The sequence below is a fragment of the Mesorhizobium sp. P2_F7 genome (assembly GCF_056403695.1).
In genome coordinates, this window is the sequence record NZ_JBFUFA010000010.1 from 36,914 (window position 1) to 62,386 (window position 25,473).

Below are 25,473 nucleotides of genomic sequence, written 5' to 3' on the forward strand. Positions count from 1 at the left end.
GCAGTGAGAGCCGCCGCAGGAGCGGCTGTCAGGCCGCCCGGACTTTGGCGCTCCCACGCGCCCAGGCCGGCAGCCAGTCGCCATGCGCCGCCAGCAGCTCATCGACCAGCGCCCAGATCTGGTCGAGGTCGAGCTCGGCCGCCGTATGCGGATCCATCATCGCCGCGTGATAGATGTGCTCGCGGTTCTCCGTCATCAGCGCCTGCACCGTCAGCTCCTGCACGTTGATGTTGGTGCGGATCAGCGCGGTGAGTTGCGGCGGCAGCGCGCCTATATAGGTCGGCTGGATGCCGGAGGCGTCGACCAGGCACGGCACCTCGGCTGCGCAATTGTCCGGCAGCGAGGTGATGCAGCCATTGTTGCGGACATTGCCGTAGATCACCGACGGCTCGCCGGTCCAGACCGAATTCATGATCGAGGAGGCGTATTCCTTCGACTGCTCGACCTCGATGCGGTCGGCCGAGCGATAGGCCTCGGCCTGTCCCTTCCAGCGCTCGATCTGCTCGATGCAGCGTTTTGGATATTCATCGAGCGGAATGCCGAATTTCTCGATCAGGTCGGGGCGCCCTTCCTTGATGAAATAGGGGGTATATTCTGCGAAATGCTCCGAGCTTTCGGTGACGAAATAGCCGAGTCGCGTCAGCATCTCATAGCGCACCTTGTTGGGGCAGCGCGGGTTCCATCCGGACTTCGGCGCCCTGCCCTCACGATAGGCGCGGACCAGGTCCGGATAGAGGTTGCGATAGCTGCCGTCCGCCTGGCGATGCTCGAATTTGAGATAAAAGGCCATGTGGTTGATGCCGGCCGAGCGATAGCGGATTTCCTCGTAGGGAATGTCGAGATCGTGTGCGAGCTCCATCGCCGTGCCTTGCACCGAATGGCAGAGGCCGACCTGCTTGATCTCAGGGTATTTCTCCGAAATCGCCCAGGTGTTGATCGCCATCGGGTTGACGTATTGCAGCATGATCGCCTCTGGACAGACGGCGAGCATGTCCTCGCAGATCTTCCACAGATGCGGCACGGTCCTTAAGCCGCGCATGATGCCGCCGACGCCGAGCGTGTCGGCGATGGTCTGGCGCAGGCCGTATTTCTTCGGCACCTCGAAATCGGTGACGGTGCAGGGTTCATAGCCACCGATCTGGAAAGCGACGACGACGAAATCGGCGCCGGCAAGCGCCTTCTTCTGGTCGGAATAAGTCTCGGCCTTCGCCTTCACGCCGAGCGTCGCGATCAGCTTGTTGACGACAATGGCGCTCTCCTCCAGCCGCTGCGGATTGATGTCCATCAGCGCGATTGTCGCGCCCGACAGCGACGGCCGCTGCAGCACGTCGCCGACAATGTTCTTCATGAACACCGTCGAGCCGGCGCCGATGAAGGTGATCCTGGGATGTCTTGCCACTTCTAAACCTCCGGCACTGTTCTACGCCACGTCGAAGGCGGCCCTGACGAGCCGTTCGGTGTAGGCGGTCTTGGGATGGGTGAGGACCTCGTCGACGGGTCCCTGTTCAACGATCTTGCCGTTCTGCATAACGATAACGCGATGGCAAAGCGCGCGCACCACCTTGAGGTCGTGCGAAATGAAGAGATAGCTCAAGCCGCGCTCATCCTGAAGCTTGCGCAGCAGGTCGATGATCTGCGCCTGCACCGAGAGGTCGAGCGCCGATGTCGGCTCGTCGAGCAGGATGAATTCGGGCTCCAGCGCGATGGCCCGCGCAATGGCGATGCGCTGCCGCTGGCCGCCGGAAAATTCGTGCGGAAAGCGCGAAAGAATGTCGCCGGGCATGCCGGCGCTGATAAGCGCCTCGCGCACCCGCTCGACCCGCTCGCGCCGCGTCGCCCCTAACCTGTTGACGACCAGCCCTTCCTCGATGATCTGGCCGATCGTCATGCGCGGGTTGAGCGAGGAAAACGGATCCTGGAAGACGACCTGCATGCGCGAGCGCAGCGGCCGCATTTCGGCGCGCGACAGGCCCTGGATCGGCTGGCCGTCGAAGCTGATCTCACCGCGCTTGGCCTCGGTGAGCTTGAGCAGAGCGAGACCGAAGGTGGTCTTGCCGGAGCCGGATTCACCAACCAGCCCTAATGTCTCGTGGCGGCAAAGTTTCAGGCCGAGATCGTCGACGGCGACCAGTTCGCGCCAGTCCGGCTTCAGGAACGAGCCATGGCGCAGCATGAAGCAGACGCGCATGTCGCGTGCCTCGAGGATGGTGCCGCTGTTTTCCGGCAGCGGCTGCGGCTTGCCGTGCGGCTCGGAAGCGAGCAGCCGTTTGGTGTAGGCATGCTGCGGATCGGCGAACAGCCTCTCGGTGACATTGTGCTCGCACATCTCGCCATGCTGCATGACATAGACATAGTCGGAGAATTTCCGCACCACGGTGAGATCGTGGGTGATCAGGATAACCGCCATCCTGAGCTCTTTCTGCAGATTGCGGATCAGGTTGAGGATCTGCGCCTGCACGGTGACGTCGAGCGCGGTCGTCGGCTCGTCGGCAATCAGCACATCGGGATCATTAGCGAGCGCCATGGCGATCATCACCCGCTGGCGCTGCCCGCCCGACATCTGGTGCGGATACTGCTTGATGCGCGCTTCCGGCTCGGGGATCTGGACATGCCGCAGCAATTCGAGCGCCCGCGCCCAGGCTTGCTTGCGGCTCACCTTGCGATGCACCCGGATCGCCTCGACGATCTGGCTGCCGACCGTGTAGATCGGGTTGAGCGAGCTCATCGGCTCCTGGAAGATCATCGAGATGCGGTTGCCGCGCAGCTTGCGCCGGGCGCTCTCCGGAAACTTCAGTATGTCCTGCCCGCAATAGTCGACGCTTGATTTCGCAGAGACCGTGGCCCGCTTTGACAACAGCCCCATCACGGTGCGCGCGGTCACCGACTTGCCGGAGCCGGACTCACCGACGATAGCGATCGTCTCGCCGCGATAGAGCTGGAACGAGACGTCCTTTACCGCCTCGACGACGCCGTGCTCGACCTTGAAGGCGACCTCGACGTTGCGGGCGTCGATGATCGGCTGGTCATGGCGTCCGGCATGGTCGAGCCGGACGGCTGGCGCGAAGGATTGTGCGAGCGCGACGGTCATTTCAGCCACCTCAATAGGGATCGACGGCATCGCGCAGGCCGTCGCCCAGCGCGTTGAAGGCGAACACCGTGATCAGCACGAAGCCGACCGGCGACAGGATCCAGGGATAGGTGCCGATGACCGAATAGGTCGCGGTGTCCTGCAGCATCAGCCCCCAGGATATCAGCGGCGGCTTCACCGCGAAGCCGAGGAAGCCGAGAAAGGCTTCGAGCAGCACCACCGTCGGGATCGCAATGGTCACGGCGACGATGACGTGGCTCATCACATTGGGGAAAATGTGCTGCATGATGATGCGCATGTCGGTGGCGCCGACCGCCATGGCGGCGCGCACATAGTCGATCCGCGCCAGCGCCAGCGTCTTGCCGCGCACCTCGCGCGACATCTGCGCCCAGCCGAGCGCTGACATGACGATGATGACGAAGGCGAGAAAGACGTTGGTCGGCGCAGTCACCGGGATCAGCGTCGTCAGCGCGAGATAAAGCGGCAGCTGCGGGAAGGCAAGCACCAGCTCGACGAAGCGCTGCACCCAGATGTCGAACCTGCCGCCGAAATAGCCGGAGACCATGCCGACAGTGGTGCCGATGACGGTGATGATGAAGACCACGGTCAGCGCGATCATCAGCGAGACGCGCGAGCCCTGGATGGCGCGCGACAGCACATCTCTGCCGAACTTGTCGGTGCCGAGAAAATGCACCGGCAGGCCGTCGGTCGAGGCGAAGAAATGCCGGTCGGCGGGGATCAGCCCGAGCAGCCGGTACTCGGCGCCCTTCACGAAGAAGCCGAGCAGGCGCGGATGGTCGTAGTCAGGCCCGACGACCGGCTGGAAGGTGACCGGGTCAAGATCGGCGGAATCCGCCAGTGCATAGACCCGCGGCTGGAGCACGAAATTGCCGTCTCTGTCGTGGAAGCTCATCACTTGCGGCGGAGCGAAGGCGACATCGGTCACCTTGGGATCCATCGGCGCGAAGAAATCGGCAAACAACGCCATCACCACCAGAAGCACGACCAGGATCAGCCCGGCCATGCCGGTCCAGGAGCGGCGCAGTCGGCGCCAGACCAGCGCCATGTAGCTCTCATTGCCGCGCTGGGTCGTAACCGCAATTCCTTCGGCCGGCGGCGGCGGAGATGGGTCGCGTGCCAGCATCTAGCTCTCCCCAAACTGGCGCACGCGCGGATCGAGCAGCGCAAGCAGCATGTCGGCGATGATGTTGCCGACGATCAGCGTCGCCGAAAGCACCATCATGAACGTCGCCGTGACATAGACGTCGCCGACCGCCATCGAACCGACAATGGCCGGCCCGACCGTCGGCAGCGCGAAGATGATCGCCGTCTCGATCTCACCGGTGAGCATATAGGGCAGCACCACGCCCTGATACATGATGAGCGGGTGCAACGCGTTGGGTACGGCATGGCGCATGACGACGGCGCCGCCGGTAAGCCCCTTGGCCTTGGCCGTCTCGACATACTGGGCGTTCAGCGTGTCGAGCAGATTGCCGCGCATGACGCGCATATTGTAGGCGAGCCCGCCAAAGGTGGCGATCGCCACCACCGGCCAGACATGTTTGACGAGGTCAGCGAATTTCGCCCACGACCACGGCGCGCCGCCATATTGCGGCGAGAAGAAACTGCCGATCTCCGACACGTTGAACTGGAAAACCATGAGATAGACGATGATCAGCGCCATCAGGAAGCGCGGCACCGTCATGCCGAGGAAGGAGATCGCCGACAGGGTCGAGTCGATCCAGGTGTACTGCCTCGTCGCCGCCCAGATGCCGAAGGTGATGCCGAGCACCGAAGCGAGCAGATGGCAGACCAGCGCCAGAAGCAGCGTGCGCGGCAGCCGCTCGCCGACCACGTCGCCGACCGGCTTGTTGTAGTAGAGGCTGTAGCCGAAATCGCCGCGAGTGACGATGCCGGCCATCCAGTTCAGGTACTGGACCGGCAGCGGCTTATCGAGGCCGTGCTCGACCCGGTAGGCCTGCGCCTGCGCATCGGCTTCCGCAAAGGACGCGCCGCCCTGGTTGATGAGCTGCGAGCGGATATAGTCGGCATAGTCGCCCGGCGGCGCCTGGATGATGGCAAAAGTGACCAGGCTCAGAATGACGAGAACCGGTATTGCCGATGCTATGCGCATGGCCAGGAATCGCAGCACCGTCTCGCCTCCTTGTTGCAGGTTAAGGATTCTCTGCCGCTGACCTTACTCCATCCCGGCCGCGCGCGCAGCGCGGCCGGGCGTCAGCCAGGGGAGGTAACTCAGTTTGTCGGACCCTTGTCGCCGGGCTTGCCGGGAAGCTGCTCGGGGAAGAGTTCGTATTTCTGCTGCTTGTCGGCGGCAACAAACAACCGCTCGCGCACGATCGAATCCTCGGCCCAGTTGAACATGAAGATCGGCGTTCCTTGCGGGACGTTGGAGAAGCGCTTGTTGAGGATCAGGGCGCCGGGATATTCGGTCAGCCCGACATTGTAGACATGCTCGGTCGAGATCTTCTGGAACGTCTTCATCAGGCTGGCGCGCTCGTCATTGTCCTGGCTGGAGACGAACTTGTTGACGATGTCGACAAGCTCCTTTTCGAACGGCATCAGGTCGACCTCGCCGCTCTCCGGCGCGCGGTGGTTCCAGCTCGTCTTCGGACCGACCGGAGCGAGCTGCTCGGTGTTCTGCACCACGGCGGTCAGCTCCTGGTCGTTGCGCCGGACCAGCCAGTCGAAGCGGCCGGAATATTGCGCGGCGTCGCGCTGGGTGCCGTTGAGACTGTTGAGCACGACGCGCAGGCCGAGCTTTTCCATCTGGCCGACGACGCCCTCCGCCAGGCTCTTGTCGGTGGTGTAGTCGTTGTTGACCAGCATGACGATCTCGACATTCTTGCCACCGGCGGTGCCGGCGGGGAAATTGACGAAGCCGTCACCGTCGGTGTCCTTCAGGCCAGCCTTGGCGAGTTCGGCCTTGGCGCCTGCTAGATCGAACGGATAGTAGACGGTCGAATTGCGGTCATAGAACGAGGTGCCGGAGGAGAAGCCGCCGGGATAGATGGCGTTGAACGGACCCTTGACCAGCGAGTCGCCGAGCGCTTTGCGATCGAGCGCCATGGTGACACCCTTGCGGAAGTCCTCATTGCGGTTCAGCTCGCGGATTGCCTGGCCGCGTTCGTCCGGATTGCCCCAGCCATTGGCGGAAAAGTTCATGCGCAGATTGTAGCCGATCAGGCGCGGGCCGAAGGCGAGACGGGCCGGCGCATCCTTGTCCGCCGCGCGCTTCAGCGAGGCGACGAAATTCTCCGGCTGCTCCAGGTTGGAGAAGTCGGCAGCGCCCGCCACCGCCTGGACGTCGCGGTCGGCCCAGGTCGACAGCTTGTAGTGCAGCTCGTTGAGGTAGGGCAGCTGGTTGCCCTTCTCGTCGACCTTCCAATAGTAGGGGTTGCGGCGCATGACGATGATGTCGTCGGGCCTATACTCCACCGGCACCCAGGCGCCCATCACCGGTATATTCATATATTCCGGCGGGAAGGCGTTCTTGAACTGCTCGTAGGTGTTCTTCGAATATTTCGGGTGCTGCGGCTTCAGAATGTGCGACGGACCGGGGCAGAAGGTGCCGTAGGCCATGGCGTAGAGATACTGTTTTGGGAAAGCCTCCTTGAAGGTCCACTCCACGGTGTAGTCGTCGATCTTCTTCAGCGTCGTGCCAACGCCGAACGTTTCCTGTGTGGCGCCGTTCAGCGGCGAGACATTGGGATCGACGACCTCGTCATCCCAGTAGAACATCAGATCGTCGGCGTTGAAGGCGACGCCATCGGACCATTTGGCGCCTTCGATCAGATGCATGGTCAGCTTGTGGCCATCCTTCGACCACTCCCAGCTCTTGGCCAGGTTTGGCAGCGGCTCGGTGTCCTTGGCCTCGACCTGGAACAAGGGCGCGGTGCGCGTCAGGCATTCGGAGAGGCCGATGTCGATGCCGCCCCAGCCTTGCGTCTGGCCGGCGCCATAGTTCCAGCCTTCCGGCCGGCCGCCGATGACGTGGCGCATGGTGTCGCCATAGACGCCGATGCCGTCCGGCATGTTGCCGGTCTTGTACACCAGCGGCTCCTTCGGCAGGCGATCCTTGACCGGCGGCAGCTTGCCGGTCTTGACGTATTTCTCGGTGACCCAGTCGGGCTCGTGATATTCGGGCAGCGCCTTGAACTCCAGGATGGAATCGCGGGCGACGTATTTGATCTTGCCCTCGGCGGGAAACTGCGCCGGTACGGGCGGAGTGGTCGGCTCGGATGCGTATGCGCCGAACGCCAATACCGAGACGCTGAACGTCAGGCCGGCGAGAATGCCAATTCTGCGCCCGGCGAGAATGCCAATTCTGCGAAAGTTCCTCATCGTGTCCTCCCAGATGTTTCGACGTCTGCTGCTGCCTGCATCACTTCACGACGGCTGATCGGCGAACCGGCCTCCCGCGGTTCGCCTGCAAGCATTTCAGCCGGCCTGTTTCAGTGCCGTCTTTTCGGCGCGCAGTTCCTCGATCGAGCGCACGTTGCGCCGCGCCGCACCCGCCCAGTCGCGGGTCTTCACCTTCGATTTGGAAAGCCGCTCCTGCGCTGCCGGCACGGCATCGGCATATTGCGGCAGCCAGCGCGCCTGGGCGACGACCATCTCGTCGACCATCTGCCAGACCTCTTCCGGCGTCGACACCGCACCGACCAGCGGATCGTGCAGCACGGCGAGCTTCAACAGGTCGATGTCGCCCGATATCGCAGCATGCACCGACATGCGCTGGACATTGATCGACGAAATGCAAGTGGCCGCGCACGCTTCCGGCAGCGTAATGCCGGACGCCATGTTGATGCCGAAACGATCGACGAAGCCGGGCGACTCGATGATGGCGTCCTGCGGCAGATTGGTGATGATGCCGGTGTTCTTGACGTTGAAATGGCCGCGATAGACGCGGTTGGTCTCCAGCGCTTCGAGGATGCGGCTGGCATGCTCGTTGGAGCGCTTCGACGCGTCGAGCGGCTGCGACGCCGCTTCGAGGAATTGCGGATATTCCGTCTCGAACCAGTTGCGGGTTTCGGTGGAATAACGGAGGTAGCCGCCGGTCTCGCCATGGATCCAGTCCGACATGTCGATCCAGCGGGTGATTTCGTCCGGCCGCTTGCGGTACCAGGGCAGATATTCGGAGAGATGGCCGTTGCTTTCGGTCGAATAGACGCCGAAGCGCTTCAGCACATCGATGCGCAGCTTCTCCTGCTGCGAATAGACCGGATGCGCCTCGAAGGCGGCGATCAGTTCGTCCTTGCCGATCTTGCGGCCGTTGAGGCGCAAATCGATGAACCATGTCTGGTGGTTGATGCCGGAGCAGACATAGTCGAGTTCGCTGCGGGATTTGGCGCCGAGCACTTCGGCGATCTGTTCGGCGCCGTGCTGGACGCCGTGGCAGAGGCCGACCGTATCGACCTTGCCGTATTCGATCGCCGCCCAGGTGTTCATCGCCATCGGGTTGGCATAGTTGAGGAATTTCGCGCCCGGCTCGGCGAGTTCGCGAATGTCCTTGCAGAAGTCGAGGATGACCGGAATGTTGCGCTGGCCGTAGAGGATGCCGCCGGCGCAGATCGTGTCGCCGACGCACTGGTCGATGCCATATTTCAAGGGAATGCGGATGTCGTCGGCATAGGCTTCGAGCCCGCCGACCCGCACACAGCTGATGACATAGCGCGCGCCTTCGAGCGCCTTGCGGCGGTCGGTGGTCGCCGTCACCTTTGTCGGTAATTTGTTGGCCTCGACGATGCGGTCGAGGATCGCCTTGATCATCCCGAGATTGTGCTCGCTGAGATCGGTCAGCGCGAATTCGATGTCGGCGAATTCCGGAACGCACAAAATGTCGGTGAACAGCTTTTTGGTGAAGCCGACGCTGCCGGCGCCAATAATAGCGATTTTGAAACTCATCACCTTCACCTCGATCCAATCGAATGCCAGGCAAGGAGCAAAAGGAGGAGTGCATGGCGGCGCGCCACTGGCGCGCATGCCATTGAAGCCGGAATTCCGGCTCTTTCTCCTCCCGCCCGCTCCTCGACCGCGGGTCTTTCGCGTTCTCAGGATTTGGATTATGCCGTTATTCGCGGGCACGGCCAGAGAACGATTATGCTTTCGAGGGTAATTTTGTGCTGCGTGATCTGATCGCCAACGGACAGTTGATGCGGACCATCTCGCTGCCGCGCGGCCGCCAGCGCCTGCACGCCATGCCGACCAGCACCGGCTATGAGGTGCGCGAAGGCGTGACCTACGACTGGGACGGGCGCAAGCGCGGCCAGACACCGTTCACCGTGCTGCAGCACACGATCAGCGGCACCGGCCAGCTGCGCTATGAGAACCGCAACTACCGTCTGCAGGCCAACGACACGCTGCTCGTGCTGGTGCCGCACAACCATCGCTACTGGCTGGAGAAGGGCGACCGATGGGAATATTTCTGGATCTCGATGAATGGCGAGGAGGCGCTGCGCATCCACAAATCCATTCTCAGCGTCTCCGGCCCGGTATTCCGGCTGCAGCCGGAGACGATCGATCATCTCGCCGATTGCAGCCTGCGCCTGATCAAGGGCGGCGCGTCGCCGGGGTCTGCTTCAGCGATCGCCTATGAGGCGGCGATGGCACTTTACGACGATGTCTTCGGCTCGCACGCCTTCACCGAGAAACAGAGCGCGATGCAGCCGGTCATCGACCACATCAACGCCAATCTCGACAAGCCTCTGCCGGTGGCCGACCTCGTCCAGATCAGCGGCCTCAGCCGCGCGCATTTCTCGCGCTGCTTCGCCGAGAGCGAAGGCATTCCGCCGGCCGAATTCGTGCTGCAGCAGCGGCTGCAGCGAGCGGCAAAGCTGTTGACCAAGGCCGACTTCCTGCCGGTTAAGGAGGTCGCCATATTATGCGGGTTCGAGGACGCCAACTATTTCTCGAAAGTCTTCCGCCGGCTCTACGGCATCAACCCGACGCAGTTCCGCACCACCGGCATGTATGCCAGCCTGGGCAACCACCGCTAGGAGGGACTGCCGGCTTCAGTCGCCCTCACCCGATGCGGTTGCCGCTTTCGGGATCGAAGAGATGCAGCGCCGCCGGATCAGCTGACAGCCGCACTGTGTCGCCCGGCCGGACAGAACTGCGCCCCATGACGAAGACGCAGACCAGCTGCCCCGCGAACCTGACATAGAACTGCGTCGACAGGCCGAGCGGCTCGACCACTTCGACCTCGGCCTTGAGCGCTCCATCGTCCACGAGTTGGATGTGTTCCGGCCGCAGCCCGACGGTGAGCTTGTCGCCGTCCTTGAGCGGCAGACCATCAGGCAATCGCAGCTTCTGGCCGTCGGCCAGCACCGCGTCCACCTTGCCGCCCTTGGCCACCTCGGCCGGCAGAAAGTTCATGCCGGGCGAGCCGATGAAGCCGGCGACGAAGGTGTTGACCGGCCGGTCGTAGAGCTCGAGCGGATGGCCGACCTGCTGGACGTAGCCGTCATGCATGACGACGATGCGGTCGGCCATGGTCATGGCTTCGATCTGGTCGTGCGTGACATAGACCGAAGTGGTTTTCAGCTGCTGGTGCAGCGCCTTGATCTCGGCGCGCATATGCACGCGCAATTTGGCGTCGAGGTTCGATAGCGGTTCGTCGAACAGGAACACTTTGGGATCGCGCACGATGGCGCGGCCCATGGCGACGCGCTGGCGCTGGCCGCCGGACAATTGCCGCGGCAGGCGGCCCAGAAAGCTATCTAGGCCGAGCCGCTTGGCGGCCGCCCCTACCCTGCCGTCGATCGTCGTCTTCTCCGCCTTCTTCAAAAGCAGGCTGAAGCCCATATTCGATGACACGTCCATATGCGGATAGAGCGCATAAGACTGGAACACCATGGCGATGTCGCGGTCCTTGGGCGCGACATCGTTGACCAGCCGCTCGCCGATGCGGATCTCGCCGCCCGACACTTCCTCCAGCCCGGCAATCATGCGCAGCAAGGTCGACTTGCCGCAGCCGGAAGGGCCGACCAGCACGACGAACTCGCCATCGGCGATCTCGAGATCGACGCCGTGCAGGATGCGCAGCGACCCGTAATCCTTCTCGACGTTTTGCAGCGTGACGGAAGCCATCGATTATCCTTTGACCGCGCCGGCGGTGAGGCCGGTGACGAGATAGCGTTGCAGGAAGGCGAAGAAGATGCAGACCGGGATCAGCGCCAGGATCGACGCCGCCATCATCTGCCCCCAGTCGACGGCGAACTTGCCGATATAAGTGAGCAGGCCGACGGCGAAGGTCTTCTGATCGTCGCTGGAGATCAGCATCAGCGCGAACAGCAATTCGCTCCAGGCGGCGGTGAAGACGAAGCCCAGCGTGGCGCCCATGCCCGGCAGCGTCAGCGGCACGATCACCTTGCGCATCGCCTGCGCCCGCGTGCAGCCGTCGATCATTGCCGCCTCTTCCAAATCCTTCGGAATGCCGTCGAAGAAGGACTGCATCAGGAAGGTGGCGAAGGCGGTGTTGAAGGCGGTGTAGATAATGATCAGGCCGACCAGGCTGTTGGTCAGGCCGAGCTGCCCCATGACCCGGTAGATCGGCGGAATGACCATCACCAGCGGGAAGGTCTGGGTGAGCAGAAGCATGATCGCCAATGTCGCCTTGCCGCGGAAGGTGAAGCGCGACATGGCGTAGCCGGCAAGCGTGGCGATGATTGTGACGAATGCCGCCGTCGACACCGAGACGATGACGCTGTTGAGGAAATAGCGGGGGAAGTCAGAGGCTTCGAGCACGGTGATGAAGTTGCGGAAGGTCGTTTCCGAGGGCCACAAAGTGATGCCTTCGGAATAGAGCAGCCGCTCCGGCGTCACCGAGATCTTCAGTGTCCAGAAGATCGGGAACAGCGCAAAGATCATGTAGGCGGCAATCGCCGCGTAGAGGCCGATGCCGCTGAAGATGCGTGAAGAGGTGGAGCGCCCGGCGATCATCAGACGTGCCTCACCAGCAAGCGGCGGATGGCGATCAGCCCAATCGCATAGGCGATGAGCAGGACCAAAAGCAGCACCGCGACCGCCGAGGCATAGCCCTTGTCCAGCGACTTAAAGGCGCTGACATAGATGTAGACCGGCACCGTGCTGGTCGATCCCGCCGGCCCGCCCTCGGTCATGACGAAGATCAGATCGGCGAAGGTGGCGATCCAGATCGTGCGCAGCATGACGGTGATGACGATGGTCGGCGCCAGGAAGGGCAGCGTCACCTTGGTGAAGCGTTGCCATGGCGAGGCGCCGTCGATGGCGGCCGCCTCATGCAGTTCCGACGGGATCGACTTCAATGCCGCCAGCAGCGTGATGGCGAAGAACGGAATGCCGAACCAGATGTTGGCGACGATCGGCCCCCACATGGCGGTGGCCGGATCGGACAGCACGTTGGTCGGCTCTGCCTTGAGCCCGAGCGCAAACAACCAGTGCGGCAGCGGGCCGATGATCGGATTGAACAGCCAGGCCCAGGTCAGGCCCGACAGGAAGGACGGCACCGCCCAGGGCAGGAACACCACCGCCTGCACGAACTTGCGGCCGATAAACGGCTTGTCGAGCAGCAGTGCCAGGCCAAGCCCGAGGAAGAACTGGAAGAACAGGCTGGCGACGGTCCACCACAGCGTGTTGACCAGCGCCTGCCCCAGCACCTGGTCGGACAGCATCGCCTCATATTGGCCAAGGCCGACATATTCGGATTTGAAGGCGGAGAATTTGCGGAAGGAATAGCTGATGCCGATGATCAGCGGCACAAGCAGCACCACGACCAGAAGCACGATCGCCGGCGAGAGGTAAAGCCAGGGCTCGATGGCAGCGTGCGTCAGCCGCTTCTTTCGCGGCCGGCCTGCGGATCGTATTTCGGACACGGCATAGGTCATCGGGTGCTAAATCGTCTCCTGGAGGAGCGCCGGGATTGGCGACCAGCGTCCTCATCGTTCACGCGGAAATATGCCGGTTCACCCTCCGTAGCTGCAGCGCAGCTGCTGCGGAGGACGGGCAGGCAGATGAGGGGCTGCGCCAGCCTTGGGGTGCTCGCGCTGCCCCTCATCCCACCTTCTCTCCGTGAACGGAGAGAAGGAATACGGCGCCTACTTCTTGTTCTTGGCCAGCCAGTCCTGCTGTTCCTTGGTCAGGAACGCGGCCCATGCGTCGGCCGCCTCCTTGGCCGACTTTTGGCCGAGCAGCACTTCCTGGAAATTCTTGATCGCCACCTGGTCAACGAAGTTGCCGAGGTTTTCCAGATGTGTCGGCGGCGTCACCATTTCATATTTGGAGGTGTCGCTGAGCTCGGTGAACCAGCCCTTGAACTGCTCGGTCTTGAAGTGGGCATCCTGGTCGGCGCCGTTGTGGATCGGCACGACACCAACTTCCTTGGCCCATTCCAGATTGTCCTTGGGCGACAACAGCGTCGCCATCAGCTTCCAGGCATCGTCCTTATGCTGCGAATTGGCGAACATCGCCCAGCCGGCATAGCCCAGCGTCGGATAGGACTTGCCGCTTGGCCCCACCGGCAGCGGCGCCACGGCAAAATCGTCGGCACTCATCTTGTCGGCAATGCCGATCAGCGCATCCGGATCCTGGTTGAGCATGGCGCAGGTGCCGGAATAGAAACCGGTGACGGTCTCGTTGAAGCCCCAGCTCACTGCATCCTTCGGCGCCAGCCCGTCCTTGTACATGTCGGCCAGCATCTGCAGGCCTTTGACGGAGCCTTCGTCGTTGATGGTCGAGGTACCGTCTTCGTTGAAATAGCCGCCCTTGCCGGCGGCGATGTTCATGAACATGTGCATACCGTTGAAGGCGCCCGGGCCGCCGCGCAGGCAATAGCCGTACTTGCCCGGAATCGCGGAGATCTTCTTGGAGTCGGCAATGAAGTCGTCAAGCGTCGCCGGCGGGCCGTCGAGACCAACTTCCTTGAACAGCTTCTTGTTCCAGAACAGCGCATTCACATAGTAGCCGTAGGGGATCATGAACTGGGTGTTGTTGACGGTCGAGCCGAACTGCTTGGCGCGGTCGCCCAGCGTCTTGGCGTCGTCCCACTTGGCCATGTAGGGGCCGAGATCCTCAAGCTGGCCGTTGGTGGCGTAGAGGCCCATCCAGCGCTCGGGCATCTCGACGATGTCAGGCGTATCGCCGGCCTGCACCATGGTCAGGAATTTCTCGAAGGCCTGGCCCCAGGGCAGCGAGACCACCTCGACCTTGACGCCCGCGTTGGCGGCCTCGAACTCGGCGATCTGCTTCTTCAGAAATTCGGTGCGCTGCGGGCTGGTGATGACCTCGACCAGCTTGAGGGTGGTGTCAGCCAGCGCGCCGCTGGCGGAAATTGCCAGGCCGGCAGCGGTGGCAAGCATGATGCTCAGTCTTTTCATGTTCAGAACTCCCATTTTGAACCCAGTTATTTTTTTGCTTTGTCGAAGGCCTGGGCGATGTCGGCCCATAGATCCTCGACGCTTTCCAATCCGACATTGAAGCGGATGGTTCGGGGGCTGACGCCGAAGCGCGCCATCGAATTGAGACCCGGCGTCTGCTCGAGCGAGGCCTTTGCCGGCACGACCAGGCTTTCATGACCGCCCCAACTGACGCCGATGCGGAAGAATTTCAGCGCATCTACGAAAGCGGGAATGTCGACATCCTCCGTCACCTCGAAGGAAAACAGCCCCGCATAGCCGGCAAGTGTCTTCTTGCCGGGGTGGTTGGAATAGGCGGGATGGTTGACCCGCTCGACCTTGTCATGCGCCTTCAGCCGCTCGGCGATGGTGAGCCCGCTCTTCATGTGATGAGGCAGCCTCAGCGGCAGCGTACGCAGGCCGCGCAGCAGCAGCCAGCCTTCGAAGGGCGACAGCTTGGCGCCGAGCTGCGAATAGGTCTGGTCGTTGATGTGCTTGATGTGGGCGGCCGAGCCCGCCACCACGCCGGCGACGGTGTCGCTGTGGCCGCCGAGATATTTCGAGGCCGAGTGCAGCACCAGATCGACGCCGTGCAGGATCGGCTTCTGGAACACCGGCGTCGCCCAGGAATTGTCGATGGTGGTGACGATGCCCTGCTCTTTCGCCAGCCGCGTCAGATGTTCGAGATCCTGCAGCTCGAACATCATCGAGGTCGGGCTTTCCAGGTAGAGCAGCTTGGCGCCCGGAAGTGCTGCCGCGACTGCATCCGGATCGGAACCGTCGACATAGTCCACCTTGATATTCAGACGCGGGAACAGCCGCTCGAACAGCCGGTAGGCGTCGCCATAGCAGTTGCGCACCGCAACGATGCGCTCGCCGGCGCCGACAAAGGCGAGCACAGTAGAGCTGATTGCCGCCATGCCGCTGGAGAAGCCTCGCGCGGCTTCCGCACCCTCAAGGGCCGCGACCCGCGACTCGAATTCCATCACCGTCGGATTGTCGCCGCGCGAATAGATCGGCTGTTTCCGCCGCCCGGCAAAGGTGTCGGCCATCTCCGCATAGCTGCCGAAGGTGAACAGCGAGGTCTGGTAGATCGGCGGCACCACGGCATTGCCGGGGAACGGATCGTCATGCGCCAGAAGCGTCGCCGCCTCGGCGAGATAGTCGCTGCCGGAAATGCCTGGGTCGAAGCTGTGCTCGTTCATTTGCGGTCCGAAAGTTTGAGGTTGGCCGCACCGCGCTTCAGGTCGTCCTCGACGGTGGCAATCAGCTTCAGCGCCTCGGCCCGGGCGCCTTCCGGGTCGTGCGCAGCGATGCAATCGAACATGGTGCGGTGGTAGGGAAAGCTGGCGTGGCCGAAATCGCGCACGCCGAGCGGATGCTCCCAGAAGCGGTGGAACAGCTCGTGCATGGCGGCGATGATCTGCTCGAACAGCGGATTGCCGCAGGCGCGATAGATCGCCTGATGGAATTCCCAGTCCTCTTCCGACGACATGCCGGCCCGGTTGAGAAACTCCTCCTCCATGATGTCGAGCTTGCGCTCGATCTCGGCGAGATCGTCCTTGTCGGCGCGAATGGCGCAAAGGGCTGCGGCTTCCGCCTCCAGCGCGCGGCGGATTTCCAGCGTGCGCATCAGGCCGGTGAAATCATTGCCGCCGGCGAGTGTCAGCGGCATGTGCAGCATGTCGAGCGAGACTGCGGCCTTGAGATAGGTACCTGAGCCCTGCCGGCGCTCGACCAGGCCAAGCCCTTCCCAGCGCGTCAACGCCTCGCGTACCGTGTTGCGGCTGACTTTCAGGCGCTCAGCGAGGATGCGCTCGGTCGGCAGCCGCTCGCCGGGTTCCAGCTTTTCGCGCATGACGAAGCCAGCCAACGCCTTCAGCACCGCATCGTCGCGGGCTGTCGTCTGGATCGGCGGAAGGCTGAATTCGGTCACGCCTGTGCAAACTCAAAGTGGTTCAATGGTCCAACCAATTTCTGCACAGACGAAGAGACCTGTCAACAGCGGAAACGCAACTGGGCCGAGGGACGACCATATGCGCCCTCGGCCGTGCCGCCTCAGCCGTGGATGCGCGCCGGTTCGGCGGCCGCGCGGGCGGCGCGCCAGCGCGCGAACATCTCCTCGCGAACGCGTCTCGAACCAGAGAGGCGCTCCTTTGCCTGCGCCAGCACGGCAGGCGAAGCCTCGGCAGGCGTGCCCGACTGGAACGGAGGCGCCGGGGCATATTCGAGCGAGAGCTGCACGATCTCGGCCTCCTCTTGTCCAAGCAGCCTCGCAACCAGCGCCAGCCCGAAATCGATGCCCGAGGTAACGCCGCCGGCGGTGATGAGCTTGCCGTCCTCCACGATACGCTCATCGACCGGGATCGCCCCGAACTCTTCAAGGAAATCATGGGCATACCAGTGCGTCGTCGCTCGCTTGCCTTTCAGCAGCCCGGCCGCGCCAAGCACCAGGGCGCCGCTGCACACCGAGGTGATGTAGCGCACCTGCGCCGCGCGCTCCCAAACGAAATCGAGGACTGTCTGGTCCTCCAGCAGCGGGTTGACCCCGCCTCCGCCCGGAATGCACAGCACGTCGAGAGGCGGGCAATCGTCGAAGGTCGCCGTTGGCGTGAGCGACAGCCGTGTCGAGGACATCACCGGGTTGCGATCCTTCCAGATCAATTCCACTTCCGCGCCCTTGGCAGTTGCCAGGACTTCGTAGGGACCGGTGAGGTCGAGCTGCTGGACGTTGGGGAATACGAGGATGCCGAAACGAAGGGTCATGGAAATCTCCGTGGGTTGACTTCCGCCAATCTAGGGCATCATGTTTTGGCACGATTGCCATTCACCCCTCGTTTCAGGCCAAACCCGATGCGCCGTATCGAAGTGCTTGCCTATCCCGACATCCAGCTCCTCGACGTCAGCGGACCGCTTCAGGTCTTTGCCAGCGCCAACGACTACAAGCGGCAGGCCGGCGAGCCTGCGCCCTATGAGGTCACGGTCGTCGCCGCCTCGCCGCGCATCCGCACATCGGCCGGTCTCGTGCTGGAGGCAGCAGCGCTGCCGGCGCACGGAGGCGAGACCGATACGTTGATCGTGCCCGGCGGATGGGGCGTCAACGCGGCCTGCGACGATCCCGTGCTGGTCCAGTGGATCGCCGGTCGCTCGCGCGATGCCACGCGAACCGCTTCGGTCTGCAGCGGCGCCATGCTGCTGGCGCAGGCGGGCCTGCTCGACGGGCGTCGCGCGGTGACCCATTGGGGACGCTGCGCTGAGTTCGCCCGCCGCTTTCCCGCGGTTCGCCTCGAACCCGATCCGATCTTCATCCGCGACGGCAATGTCTGGACATCGGCCGGCGTAACGGCGGGGATCGATCTCGCCCTCTCCCTCGTCGAGGCCGATCTTGGCCGGCACACGGCGCTGGCGGTGGCGCGCGAGTTGGTGGTCTTCCTGAAACGCCCTGGCGGCCAGGCGCAATTCAGCCAGACGCTCAAGCTGCAGCAAGGCGACGGGCGCTTCGACCGGTTGCATGGCTGGATCCTTGAAAACCTTTCGGGCGACCTGTCGCTCATGCAGTTGGCCGACCACGCCAATATGAGCCCGCGCAGTTTCTCGCGGCGCTATCGCGAAGCCACGGGCCGGACACCCGCCCGGGCGATCGAGGAGATCCGCATCGAGGCAGCGCGACGGATGCTTGAGCGCGGCCAGCCCGTCAACCAGACCGCGCGCCGCTGCGGTTTCGGCTCGGAAGAAACGATGCGGCGCGGCTTTCTGCGCGTGCTGGGCACCAACCCGCGCGCCTATCGCGAGCGTTTCTGATCGCGACCGCTCGCGCCTGCGGGCACTGATGCTTACTTATCCCGGCAATCTGCCGAGACCCGAAGCAAAGCGCTCCACCATTGCAAGGCCGACCTCGCTCGGCCGCATCGCCGGCGCCCGGTCGTGTATCTGCACACCGGCGCGGGCGCCGAACAGCCGCTTGCCGTAGCAGATCAGGTTCTCGATGCCTTGCATGACGAAGACCGCCGCCGGCAACATCTTTGCGTACTCGGCCTCGGCCACGGCTTCGTCACCGGCGCGGAACGCCTCACAGGCGCGCACGGCGAGGTCGATGCAATCAGGCGCCAGGATCATGCCACGGCAACCGATGCGGAAATTGTCGATCAGTTCCAGCCCGCCACGTCCGTTGAAGACCGGGATACGGCCTTCGGTGCGTTCGATCAGCCCGGCAATGTCGGTGGCCGGGCCTTCGCCCTTGATCAACCTTATGTTGGGGTGAAGCATAACGAGGTCGCGGATTTCATCCGCTGTCAGGCCGCGCCCGAAAAAGGCGGGCGCATTCTGGATCGCCACCGGCAGGTCGGTGGCTTCGGCGACACGGCCAAAGAAGCGGATATATTCCGCTCCGTAGGATCCGCCGGGTGGCGGCTGCAGGATCACCCAGTCGGCGCCGACGCTTTCGGCGTGGCGGACCTGCGCGACCTGTTCGGCAACCGACGAGCCGAAAATGGTGAAGGCGAGCGGCACCTTGCCGGCAGCGTCCTCCGCCGTCCAATCCATGATCGTGCGCCGTTCGGCCTCAGTCAGCTTTGCGACTTCGGTGGCGAGACCGAGCGCTGCCGTGCCATGCACGCCACTGGCCAGGCAAATCTCGACCTGCCTGCGCATCGCCGCGCGGTCGAGTTTTTCCTGGGCGTCGAACAGCGCGTAAAGAATGGCGTGAATGCCGTGGAAATCGTCAGGCCGGAAATTCGGCATCGGTCGGCCTCAATGGCTTTCGCGTGGAATGGCGTGGCCGCGGCTGCCGACAAGGAAATCAAGATCGGCGCCACGATCCGCCTGCAGCACACGGTCGACATAAAGGCTCTGGTAGCCGCCGCGCATCGCCGGTACGGGCGGCTGCCAGGCTTCACGACGCCGTGCCAGCTCCTGTTCCGAGACTTCGAGATGCAGCCGCCGCGCCTCGACGTCGAGTTCGATGATGTCGCCGCTGCGGACCAGCGCCAGCGGACCGCCGACAGCGGCCTCAGGCGCCGCATGCAGCACCACCGTGCCGAAGGCGGTGCCGGACATGCGGGCGTCGGAAATGCGGATCATGTCGCGCACGCCCTTTTTCAGCAGCTTCGGCGGCAGCGCCATGTTGCCGACCTCGGCCATGCCCGGATAACCCTTGGGCCCGCAATTCTTCAGCACCATGATCGAGGTCTCGTCGATGTCGAGAGACGGATCGTCGACGCGCGCCTTGTAGTCGTCGATGTCCTCGAACACGACGGCGCGGCCACGATGCTTCATAAGGGCGGGCGTGGCGGCCGACGGTTTGATGATGGCGCCGTCCGGCGCCAGGTTGCCGCGCAGAACCGCGATGCCGCCTTGCTGGGTCAGCGCCTTGTCGCGCGGGCGGATCACCTCGGGATTGTCGTTCCTGGCATCGGCGATGTTGTCGCGCACGCTCTTGCCGGTGACGGTCAACGCATCGAGATCGAGCATGTCGGCGATCTCTTTCATCACCGCCGGAATGCCGCCAGCGTAGCAGAAATCCTCCATCAGGAAGCGGCCGGACGGCATCAGGTCGAGGATGGTCGGCACGTCGCGGCCAAACCGGTCCCAGTCGTCCAGCGTCAGTTCGGTGCCGACGCGGCCGGCTATCGCCAGCAGATGCACGACCGCGTTGGTCGAGCCGCCGATCGCCCCATTGACGCGGATGGCGTTGGCGAAGGCCGCCTTCTTGAGGATGGCCGAGGGGCGCAAATCCTCATTGACCATTTCGACGATGCGCCGCCCGGTCATCCGGGCGATGCGGTTGCGGCGCGCATCGACTGCGGGATAGGCGGCGTTACCCGGCAGCGCCAGGCCGAGCGCTTCGACCATCGATGCCATGGTCGACGCGGTGCCCATGGTCATGCAGTGACCGGGCGAGCGCGACATGGCGCTTTCGGCATCGGCGAAATCCTGTTCGCTCATCACCTCGGCGCGGACATCCTCGGAGAATTTCCAGACATCGGTGCCGGAACCGATGGCACGGCCCTGGAAGCGGCCGTTGAGCATCGGCCCGCCGGAGATGACGATCGCCGGCAGGTCGCAGGAGGCGGCGCCCATGACCAGCGACGGCGTGGTCTTGTCGCAGCCGGCCATCAGCACGACGCCGTCCATCGGATTGCCGCGGATCGCTTCCTCGACATCCATCGAGGCAAGGTTGCGAAACAGCATCGCCGTCGGCCGCAGATTGGATTCACCGCACGAAAACACCGGGAATTCCAGCGGCAGCCCGCCGGCCTCCAGCACGCCCGCCTTGATGTGCTCGATCAGTCCACGGAAATGCACATGGCAGGGCGTGAACTCGGAGAAGGTGTTGCAGATGCCGATGACCGGACGGCCGTCGAAAGCATCGTCGGGCAGGCCGTTGTTCTTCATCCAGCTGCGGTGGATGAAGGCATCCTTGCCCAGCCCGCCGAACCAGTGCTGCGATCGTCTCTTGGTCATGATCTCTTCCCAGCGTTCAGGCGGGATGCTGCAGCTGGCTGAGCCCGCCATCGACGACGAGGGTGGCTGCGTTCATGAACGGACACTCGTCGGAAATCATGAACACTGCGGCCAGCGCGATCTCGCGCGCCGAGGCGATGCGGCCGCCGGGATGCAGCGCCAGCGTTTTGGCGCGCGCTGCCGCCGGATCGGCAAAACTGTTCCAGTAGTCGGTCGCCTTCTGTGTCTCGACATAGCCGGGCGCCAGCGCGTTCACGCGCACGCCCTGCCCCGCATATTCGAGCGCCAGCGATTTGGTCAGCCCGAGCAGCGCGTGCTTGGCTACGGGATAGGGAAAGGTGTGCGGAATGATGGTGAAGCTGTGCGTCGAGGCGATGTTGAGGATCGCCCCGCCACCGTTCGCGATCATGCCCGGCAGCACTGCCTTGCTGCAATTCCAGGCGCCCTTGACGTTGACGTCGAAATTGCGGTTCCACTCCTCCTCGCTCGCCTCGAGCGGCGTCGAGAACACATTCACCCCGGCATTGTTGATCAGTGCGTTGATCGGCCCGATTGCGTCGCCCCCCTGACGGACGGCAGCGGCGATCGCAGCCCCGTCGCTGATGTCAGCCGCGACATGCCCGACATGACCGCGCGGCGCGGCAAGACCGGAAACCGTCTTGTCCAGCAGCACGCCGTCGCGGTCGACCAGGAACAGCTTTGCTCCCTCTGCCAGGCAGGCCTCGGCGATGGCAAGCCCGATGCCTTGCGCGGCGCCGGTCAGGAAAATGCGTTTGCCGGACAGGCGCTCAGCCATGGCTGTCACTCCACTGGAAGATGGTCAGCGCCGGCCGAGTGCCGACGAACGCAGATTGTCGAGCAGCACGGCAAGCAGCAGGATCACGCCGCGCACAATGTACTGGTAGAAGGCCGGGATGTTGAGCAGGTTCATGGCGTTTTCGGCGATACCCATGATCAGCACGCCGACGATGACGCCGGACATGGTGGCGCGACCGCCTGCAAGCGAGACGCCGCCGAGCACGCAGGCCGAGATGACCGAAAGCTCGAGCCCGACCGCCGCATTGGGCTGGCCCGATGTAATGCGCGACGCAAGCAGGATGCCGGCAATGCCGCAGACGACACCTTGCAGCGCAAAGATCCAGATGCGCGTCCAGTCAACATTGACGCCGGCCAGCCGCGACGCCTCGGGATTGCCGCCGATAGCCAGCGTGTTCTTGCCAAACACGGTGCGGTTGAGCACGAAGCCGAAGATCCAGAACAGCACGGCCAAAACCCAGACCGGCGTCGGGATGCCGAGCAGTTTTGAGAGCGCCAGCTGATAGAAATCCGGGCTGTTGATGCCGACCGCGCGGCCATCTGAGGCGATGAGGGCAAAGCCGCGCACGATCTGCATGGTGGCGAGTGTCGTGATCAGCGCATTGATGTGGAATTTGGCGATGACAACGCCGTTGATGAAGCCGACGAACGCGCCGCAGGCGATGGCCGCGAGAAGGCCGAGCATGATCGAGCCGGTGTAGTTCGACGCCATGACCGCGACCATGCCGGCAAAGGCGACGATGGAGCCGACCGACAGGTCGAAGTCGCGCGCGGCAAGGCAGAACATCATGGTGCAGGCGACGATGCCGACGGTAACCACCGACTGCAGCAGGCCGAGCATGTTGCGGTCAGTGAGGAAGTTGGGCACCAGCAACGACACCAGCGCGAAGGCGACGATGAAGATGACGACAAGGCCCTGTTCGCCGAGCAGGATTTTCTTCAACTGGTCGGTCATGGCAAATCCTCAGGAAGCGATCGCGTCGGGGGTTTTGGTATCGGGAAGAGCGGCGGCCAGGATCGCCTTTTCGGCGAACTGGTCCCGGCTGAGTTCGGCGCTGACGCGGCCGCCGCACATCACCAGGATGCGGTCGCAAATGCCCATCACCTCCGGCAGTTCGGACGAGACGACGACGATCGCCATGCCGTCCTCGGCAAGCTGGTAGAGCAGTTCATAGATTTCCGCTTTGGCGCCGACATCGATGCCGCGCGTCGGCTCGTCGACGATGAGCACCCGCACGCCCTGCTCCGACAGCCAGCGACCCAGGATGACCTTCTGCTGGTTGCCGCCGGACAGGTTGATGATGTCCTGCTTGCGCGACGGCGTGCGCACCTTGAGCTTCTTGATGAAGGTCTCGGCCGTGGCGATCTCGCTGGCGCGGTTCAGGACGCCGAAGCGCGTGTGATGGCGCCGCGACGAGATGTTGATGTTCTCCTCGATCGAGCGGCCCTGGATGATGCCGTCATGCTTGCGGTCTTCCGAGCACAGTACGATGCCGGCGCGGATAGCATCATGCGGATCGGCGGCGTGAACGACCTTGCCGTCGACGCTGATCGTGCCGCCGGAGCGCGGGTCGGCGCCGAACACCAGCCGCATCAGCTCCGAGCGCCCGGCACCGATCAGGCCAAAGAAGCCGACGATCTCGCCGGCCCTCGCCTCGAAGCTGGCAGGCGTCTTCAGTTTTGCTCCGGAAACAGCATCGACTTTCAGCCGGATATTGCCGGAGGCGCGCGGGCGAAAACCCCAGATGTCGGAGATTTCGCGGCCGACCATTTCGGCGACGACCTGGTCGCGGGTGACGTCCTTCAGCGATGCATGGTGCGCCGCAAGCTTGCCGTCGCGCAGCACCGTCAGGCTGTCGCAAAGCCGGAATACTTCGTCCAGCCGGTGCGAGACGTAGATGATGACCTTGCCTTCACCGCGCAGGCGGCCGATCAGGGCAAACAGGATTTCGCTTTCGCGCGACGACAGCGACGAGGTCGGCTCGTCCAGCGCGATGACGCGCGCGTCGAGCATGATTGCCTTGGCGATCTCGACCATCTGGCGCTCGCCGATGGACAGCGTCTTGACCTTGCGGCTGATATCGATATCGATGCCCGCCGATTTCAGCTTGGCGCCGACATCGTCCCGCATCCTGGCGCGGGCAATGATGCCGGCGCTGGCGGGAAAACGGCCGAGGCTGAGATTTTCGGCGACGGTGAGCTCGGGAACGAGCTGCAGTTCCTGGTGGATGACGATGACGCCATTGTCGAAGGCATCTCGCGTCGATGAATAGGCCTGGACCTTGCCGTCGATGCGGATCTCGCCCTCGTCGGCATGCTGGTCGCCGGACAGGATCTTGATCAGCGTGGATTTGCCGGCGCCGTTCTCGCCCATCAGGCCGTGCACGGCGCCCTTGTCGACGCCGAAGGAAACGTCCGACAGCGCCTTGACGCCCGGATAGGTCCTGGTGATGCGCGAGAAGTCCAGAAAGGACACGGGTCGATCCTTCTGTGTGATGCCAAACAGGCGGCGACATCAAGCCGCCGCCCGTTTTGTACAGGGAGGATTATTCGATGCCGAGACCCTTGCGGACCGTCTGGTAGTCGTCGCGCTTGGCCAGCGCACCGGCGGTCAGGATCAGCTTCTCGGGTTCCTTGTTGTTGGCGACCCAATCATACATGTTGAGCGCCGTCTCGTAGCCGTGACGCTTCGGCGAGATGATCACCGTGCCGACAAAGCCGGTGGCGGTCGGCTTCATGAACTCGTTGATCGCCGAATCCGCGCCGCCAATACCGACGCCGATCACGTTATCGGCCGAAATGCCGACGCTTTCGGACGCACGCACCGCACCCAGCACGGCTTCGTCATTGAGGCCGAAGGCGACCCACTTCTTGATGTCGGCATGGGCGTTGAGCACCACCGTCGCCGCATTCAGCGCGGCCTCGGTGTCGGTCTTGGCCTGCGGCGCGTCAAAGATGCTTTCGGCCTTGAAGCCGTTGGCCTTGAGCACCGAGATGGCGCCTTCGACACGGTCGACCGCGGTGGGCAGCTGATCATAGGAGACGCGGATGGCGCCGACCTCGTCGGCCTTCCAGCCGCGCGCCTTCATTTCGTCGACGATCGCCTGGCCGACGGCCTCGCCGATCTTGGTCGCCGAAATGCCCATATGCGGCACGTCTTCCAGCGCCTTGCCGTCGGCACCGACTAGACGGTCGTCGACGGTCATCAGCTTGAGATTGTTGGCGGCCGCCTTGGCGACGATGCCGGGGCCGAGCTTCACGTCAGGCGTACAGACGATGAAGCCTTGCGCACCCTGCGCGCCGAGATTGTCGATGGCCGACATCAGCTTCTCACCGTCCTCGGCGCCGATCTTGACGAGGGTAAAACCCTTCTCCTTGGCGGCCTGGTCGGCGAACTTCCATTCGTCCTGGAACCAGGGCTCTTCCGGCTGTTTGACGATGAAACCGATCTTGGTGTCCTGAGCATATGCAGCGATGGTCGTGACGGACAGCACGGCAAGCGCGCCCGCGACGAGCGCGGTCTTCAGAAGTCGCATGATTACCTCCCAGCGATGGCCGGGCGCTCAGCCCGGATGCAGAGTCTCTAATTCTTTTTATCATACTCGTCAATTGATCTGGTATGATAATTAAGCTACATGCTCTGACCAGGGATCGCTGGCGCAAATCATCCGCATCCGGTAAGGCCGGACCGGTTGTGCGAGATCAGCGTTTCGCCGC

Annotated in this window: 21 protein-coding genes; 2 read left to right on the forward strand and 19 right to left on the reverse strand. The window is 63.4% G+C overall.

Going from position 1 to position 25,473, the window contains the following annotated elements; genetic code table 11:
• Positions 1-28: 28 nt before the first annotated feature.
• The 6 genes from melA (AC1DZ8_RS25580) to melA (AC1DZ8_RS25605) form a co-directional block, all read right to left on the reverse strand.
• Positions 29-1,399: an alpha-galactosidase gene (gene melA, locus AC1DZ8_RS25580; protein ID WP_477300929.1), complete on the reverse strand. Its 1,371-nt coding sequence runs from the start codon at positions 1,397-1,399 to the stop codon at positions 29-31.
• 21 nt (positions 1,400-1,420) lie between these two features.
• Entirely contained in the window at positions 1,421-3,088 is a 1,668-nt protein-coding gene (locus tag AC1DZ8_RS25585) for an ABC transporter ATP-binding protein (protein WP_477300927.1), read from the reverse strand.
• A 10-nt stretch (positions 3,089-3,098) separates the two neighbouring features.
• Complete coding sequence (locus AC1DZ8_RS25590) at positions 3,099-4,232, reverse strand: ABC transporter permease (RefSeq protein ID WP_477300925.1); 1,134 nt, start codon at positions 4,230-4,232, stop codon at positions 3,099-3,101.
• Positions 4,233-5,240 (reverse strand): ABC transporter permease, encoded by a 1,008-nt coding sequence (locus AC1DZ8_RS25595; protein ID WP_477300923.1) that lies wholly within the window; start codon positions 5,238-5,240, stop codon positions 4,233-4,235.
• Between the two features lie 101 nt (positions 5,241-5,341).
• Entirely contained in the window at positions 5,342-7,450 is a 2,109-nt protein-coding gene (locus AC1DZ8_RS25600) for an ABC transporter substrate-binding protein (protein WP_477300921.1), read from the reverse strand.
• 96 nt (positions 7,451-7,546) lie between these two features.
• Positions 7,547-9,013: an alpha-galactosidase gene (gene melA, locus AC1DZ8_RS25605; protein WP_477300919.1), complete on the reverse strand. Its 1,467-nt coding sequence runs from the start codon at positions 9,011-9,013 to the stop codon at positions 7,547-7,549.
• Between the two features lie 248 nt (positions 9,014-9,261).
• Between melA (AC1DZ8_RS25605) and AC1DZ8_RS25610 the strand changes: the two genes are divergently transcribed.
• A complete protein-coding gene (locus AC1DZ8_RS25610; protein WP_477301469.1) occupies positions 9,262-10,104 on the forward strand; it encodes an AraC family ligand binding domain-containing protein in 843 nt (280 codons plus the stop codon).
• Between the two features lie 25 nt (positions 10,105-10,129).
• Here AC1DZ8_RS25610 and AC1DZ8_RS25615 read toward each other — a convergent pair whose 3' ends face one another.
• The 7 genes from AC1DZ8_RS25615 to AC1DZ8_RS25645 all read right to left on the reverse strand — a co-directional run bounded on the left by AC1DZ8_RS25615 (position 10,130) and on the right by AC1DZ8_RS25645 (position 17,244).
• Positions 10,130-11,197, reverse strand: a complete 1,068-nt coding sequence (locus tag AC1DZ8_RS25615) for an ABC transporter ATP-binding protein (RefSeq protein WP_477300917.1) — start codon at positions 11,195-11,197, stop codon at positions 10,130-10,132.
• 3 nt (positions 11,198-11,200) lie between these two features.
• Positions 11,201-12,049: a carbohydrate ABC transporter permease gene (locus tag AC1DZ8_RS25620; protein WP_477300915.1), complete on the reverse strand. Its 849-nt coding sequence runs from the start codon at positions 12,047-12,049 to the stop codon at positions 11,201-11,203.
• Positions 12,049-12,972: a carbohydrate ABC transporter permease gene (locus AC1DZ8_RS25625; RefSeq protein ID WP_477300913.1), complete on the reverse strand. Its 924-nt coding sequence runs from the start codon at positions 12,970-12,972 to the stop codon at positions 12,049-12,051. Before AC1DZ8_RS25625 ends, AC1DZ8_RS25620 begins: the two co-directional genes overlap by 1 nt.
• Positions 12,973-13,182: 210 nt before the next feature.
• Positions 13,183-14,460, reverse strand: a complete 1,278-nt coding sequence (locus AC1DZ8_RS25630) for an ABC transporter substrate-binding protein (RefSeq protein WP_477300911.1) — start codon at positions 14,458-14,460, stop codon at positions 13,183-13,185.
• A gap of 26 nt (positions 14,461-14,486) precedes the next feature.
• Positions 14,487-15,683 (reverse strand): PLP-dependent transferase, encoded by a 1,197-nt coding sequence (locus AC1DZ8_RS25635; protein ID WP_477300909.1) that lies wholly within the window; start codon positions 15,681-15,683, stop codon positions 14,487-14,489.
• Positions 15,680-16,414, reverse strand: coding sequence for a FadR/GntR family transcriptional regulator (locus tag AC1DZ8_RS25640; protein WP_454574738.1), 735 nt, complete (start codon positions 16,412-16,414; stop codon positions 15,680-15,682). Before AC1DZ8_RS25640 ends, AC1DZ8_RS25635 begins: the two co-directional genes overlap by 4 nt.
• A 122-nt stretch (positions 16,415-16,536) precedes the next feature.
• A complete protein-coding gene (locus AC1DZ8_RS25645; RefSeq protein WP_477300907.1) occupies positions 16,537-17,244 on the reverse strand; it encodes a DJ-1/PfpI family protein in 708 nt (235 codons plus the stop codon).
• A gap of 87 nt (positions 17,245-17,331) precedes the next feature.
• Between AC1DZ8_RS25645 and AC1DZ8_RS25650 the strand changes: the two genes are divergently transcribed.
• Complete coding sequence (locus AC1DZ8_RS25650) at positions 17,332-18,279, forward strand: GlxA family transcriptional regulator (RefSeq protein WP_477300905.1); 948 nt, start codon at positions 17,332-17,334, stop codon at positions 18,277-18,279.
• 36 nt (positions 18,280-18,315) lie between these two features.
• Here AC1DZ8_RS25650 and AC1DZ8_RS25655 read toward each other — a convergent pair whose 3' ends face one another.
• From AC1DZ8_RS25655 to AC1DZ8_RS25680, 6 genes are all read right to left on the reverse strand, one after another.
• Positions 18,316-19,218, reverse strand: coding sequence for a dihydrodipicolinate synthase family protein (locus tag AC1DZ8_RS25655; RefSeq protein WP_477300903.1), 903 nt, complete (start codon positions 19,216-19,218; stop codon positions 18,316-18,318).
• A gap of 9 nt (positions 19,219-19,227) precedes the next feature.
• Entirely contained in the window at positions 19,228-20,940 is a 1,713-nt protein-coding gene (locus AC1DZ8_RS25660; RefSeq protein WP_477300901.1) for an IlvD/Edd family dehydratase, read from the reverse strand.
• A 16-nt stretch (positions 20,941-20,956) separates the two neighbouring features.
• Entirely contained in the window at positions 20,957-21,736 is a 780-nt protein-coding gene (locus AC1DZ8_RS25665; protein ID WP_477300899.1) for an SDR family oxidoreductase, read from the reverse strand.
• Positions 21,737-21,760: 24 nt separating this feature from the next.
• Complete coding sequence (gene araH, locus AC1DZ8_RS25670) at positions 21,761-22,711, reverse strand: L-arabinose ABC transporter permease AraH (RefSeq protein ID WP_477300897.1); 951 nt, start codon at positions 22,709-22,711, stop codon at positions 21,761-21,763.
• 9 nt (positions 22,712-22,720) lie between these two features.
• Complete coding sequence (araG, locus tag AC1DZ8_RS25675; RefSeq protein WP_477300895.1) at positions 22,721-24,232, reverse strand: L-arabinose ABC transporter ATP-binding protein AraG; 1,512 nt, start codon at positions 24,230-24,232, stop codon at positions 22,721-22,723.
• 70 nt (positions 24,233-24,302) lie between these two features.
• The gene (locus tag AC1DZ8_RS25680) at positions 24,303-25,292 is read right to left on the reverse strand and encodes an arabinose ABC transporter substrate-binding protein (protein WP_477300893.1); all 990 of its coding nucleotides are present in this window, start codon (positions 25,290-25,292) and stop codon (positions 24,303-24,305) included.
• Between the last annotated feature and the right edge of the window lie 181 nt (positions 25,293-25,473).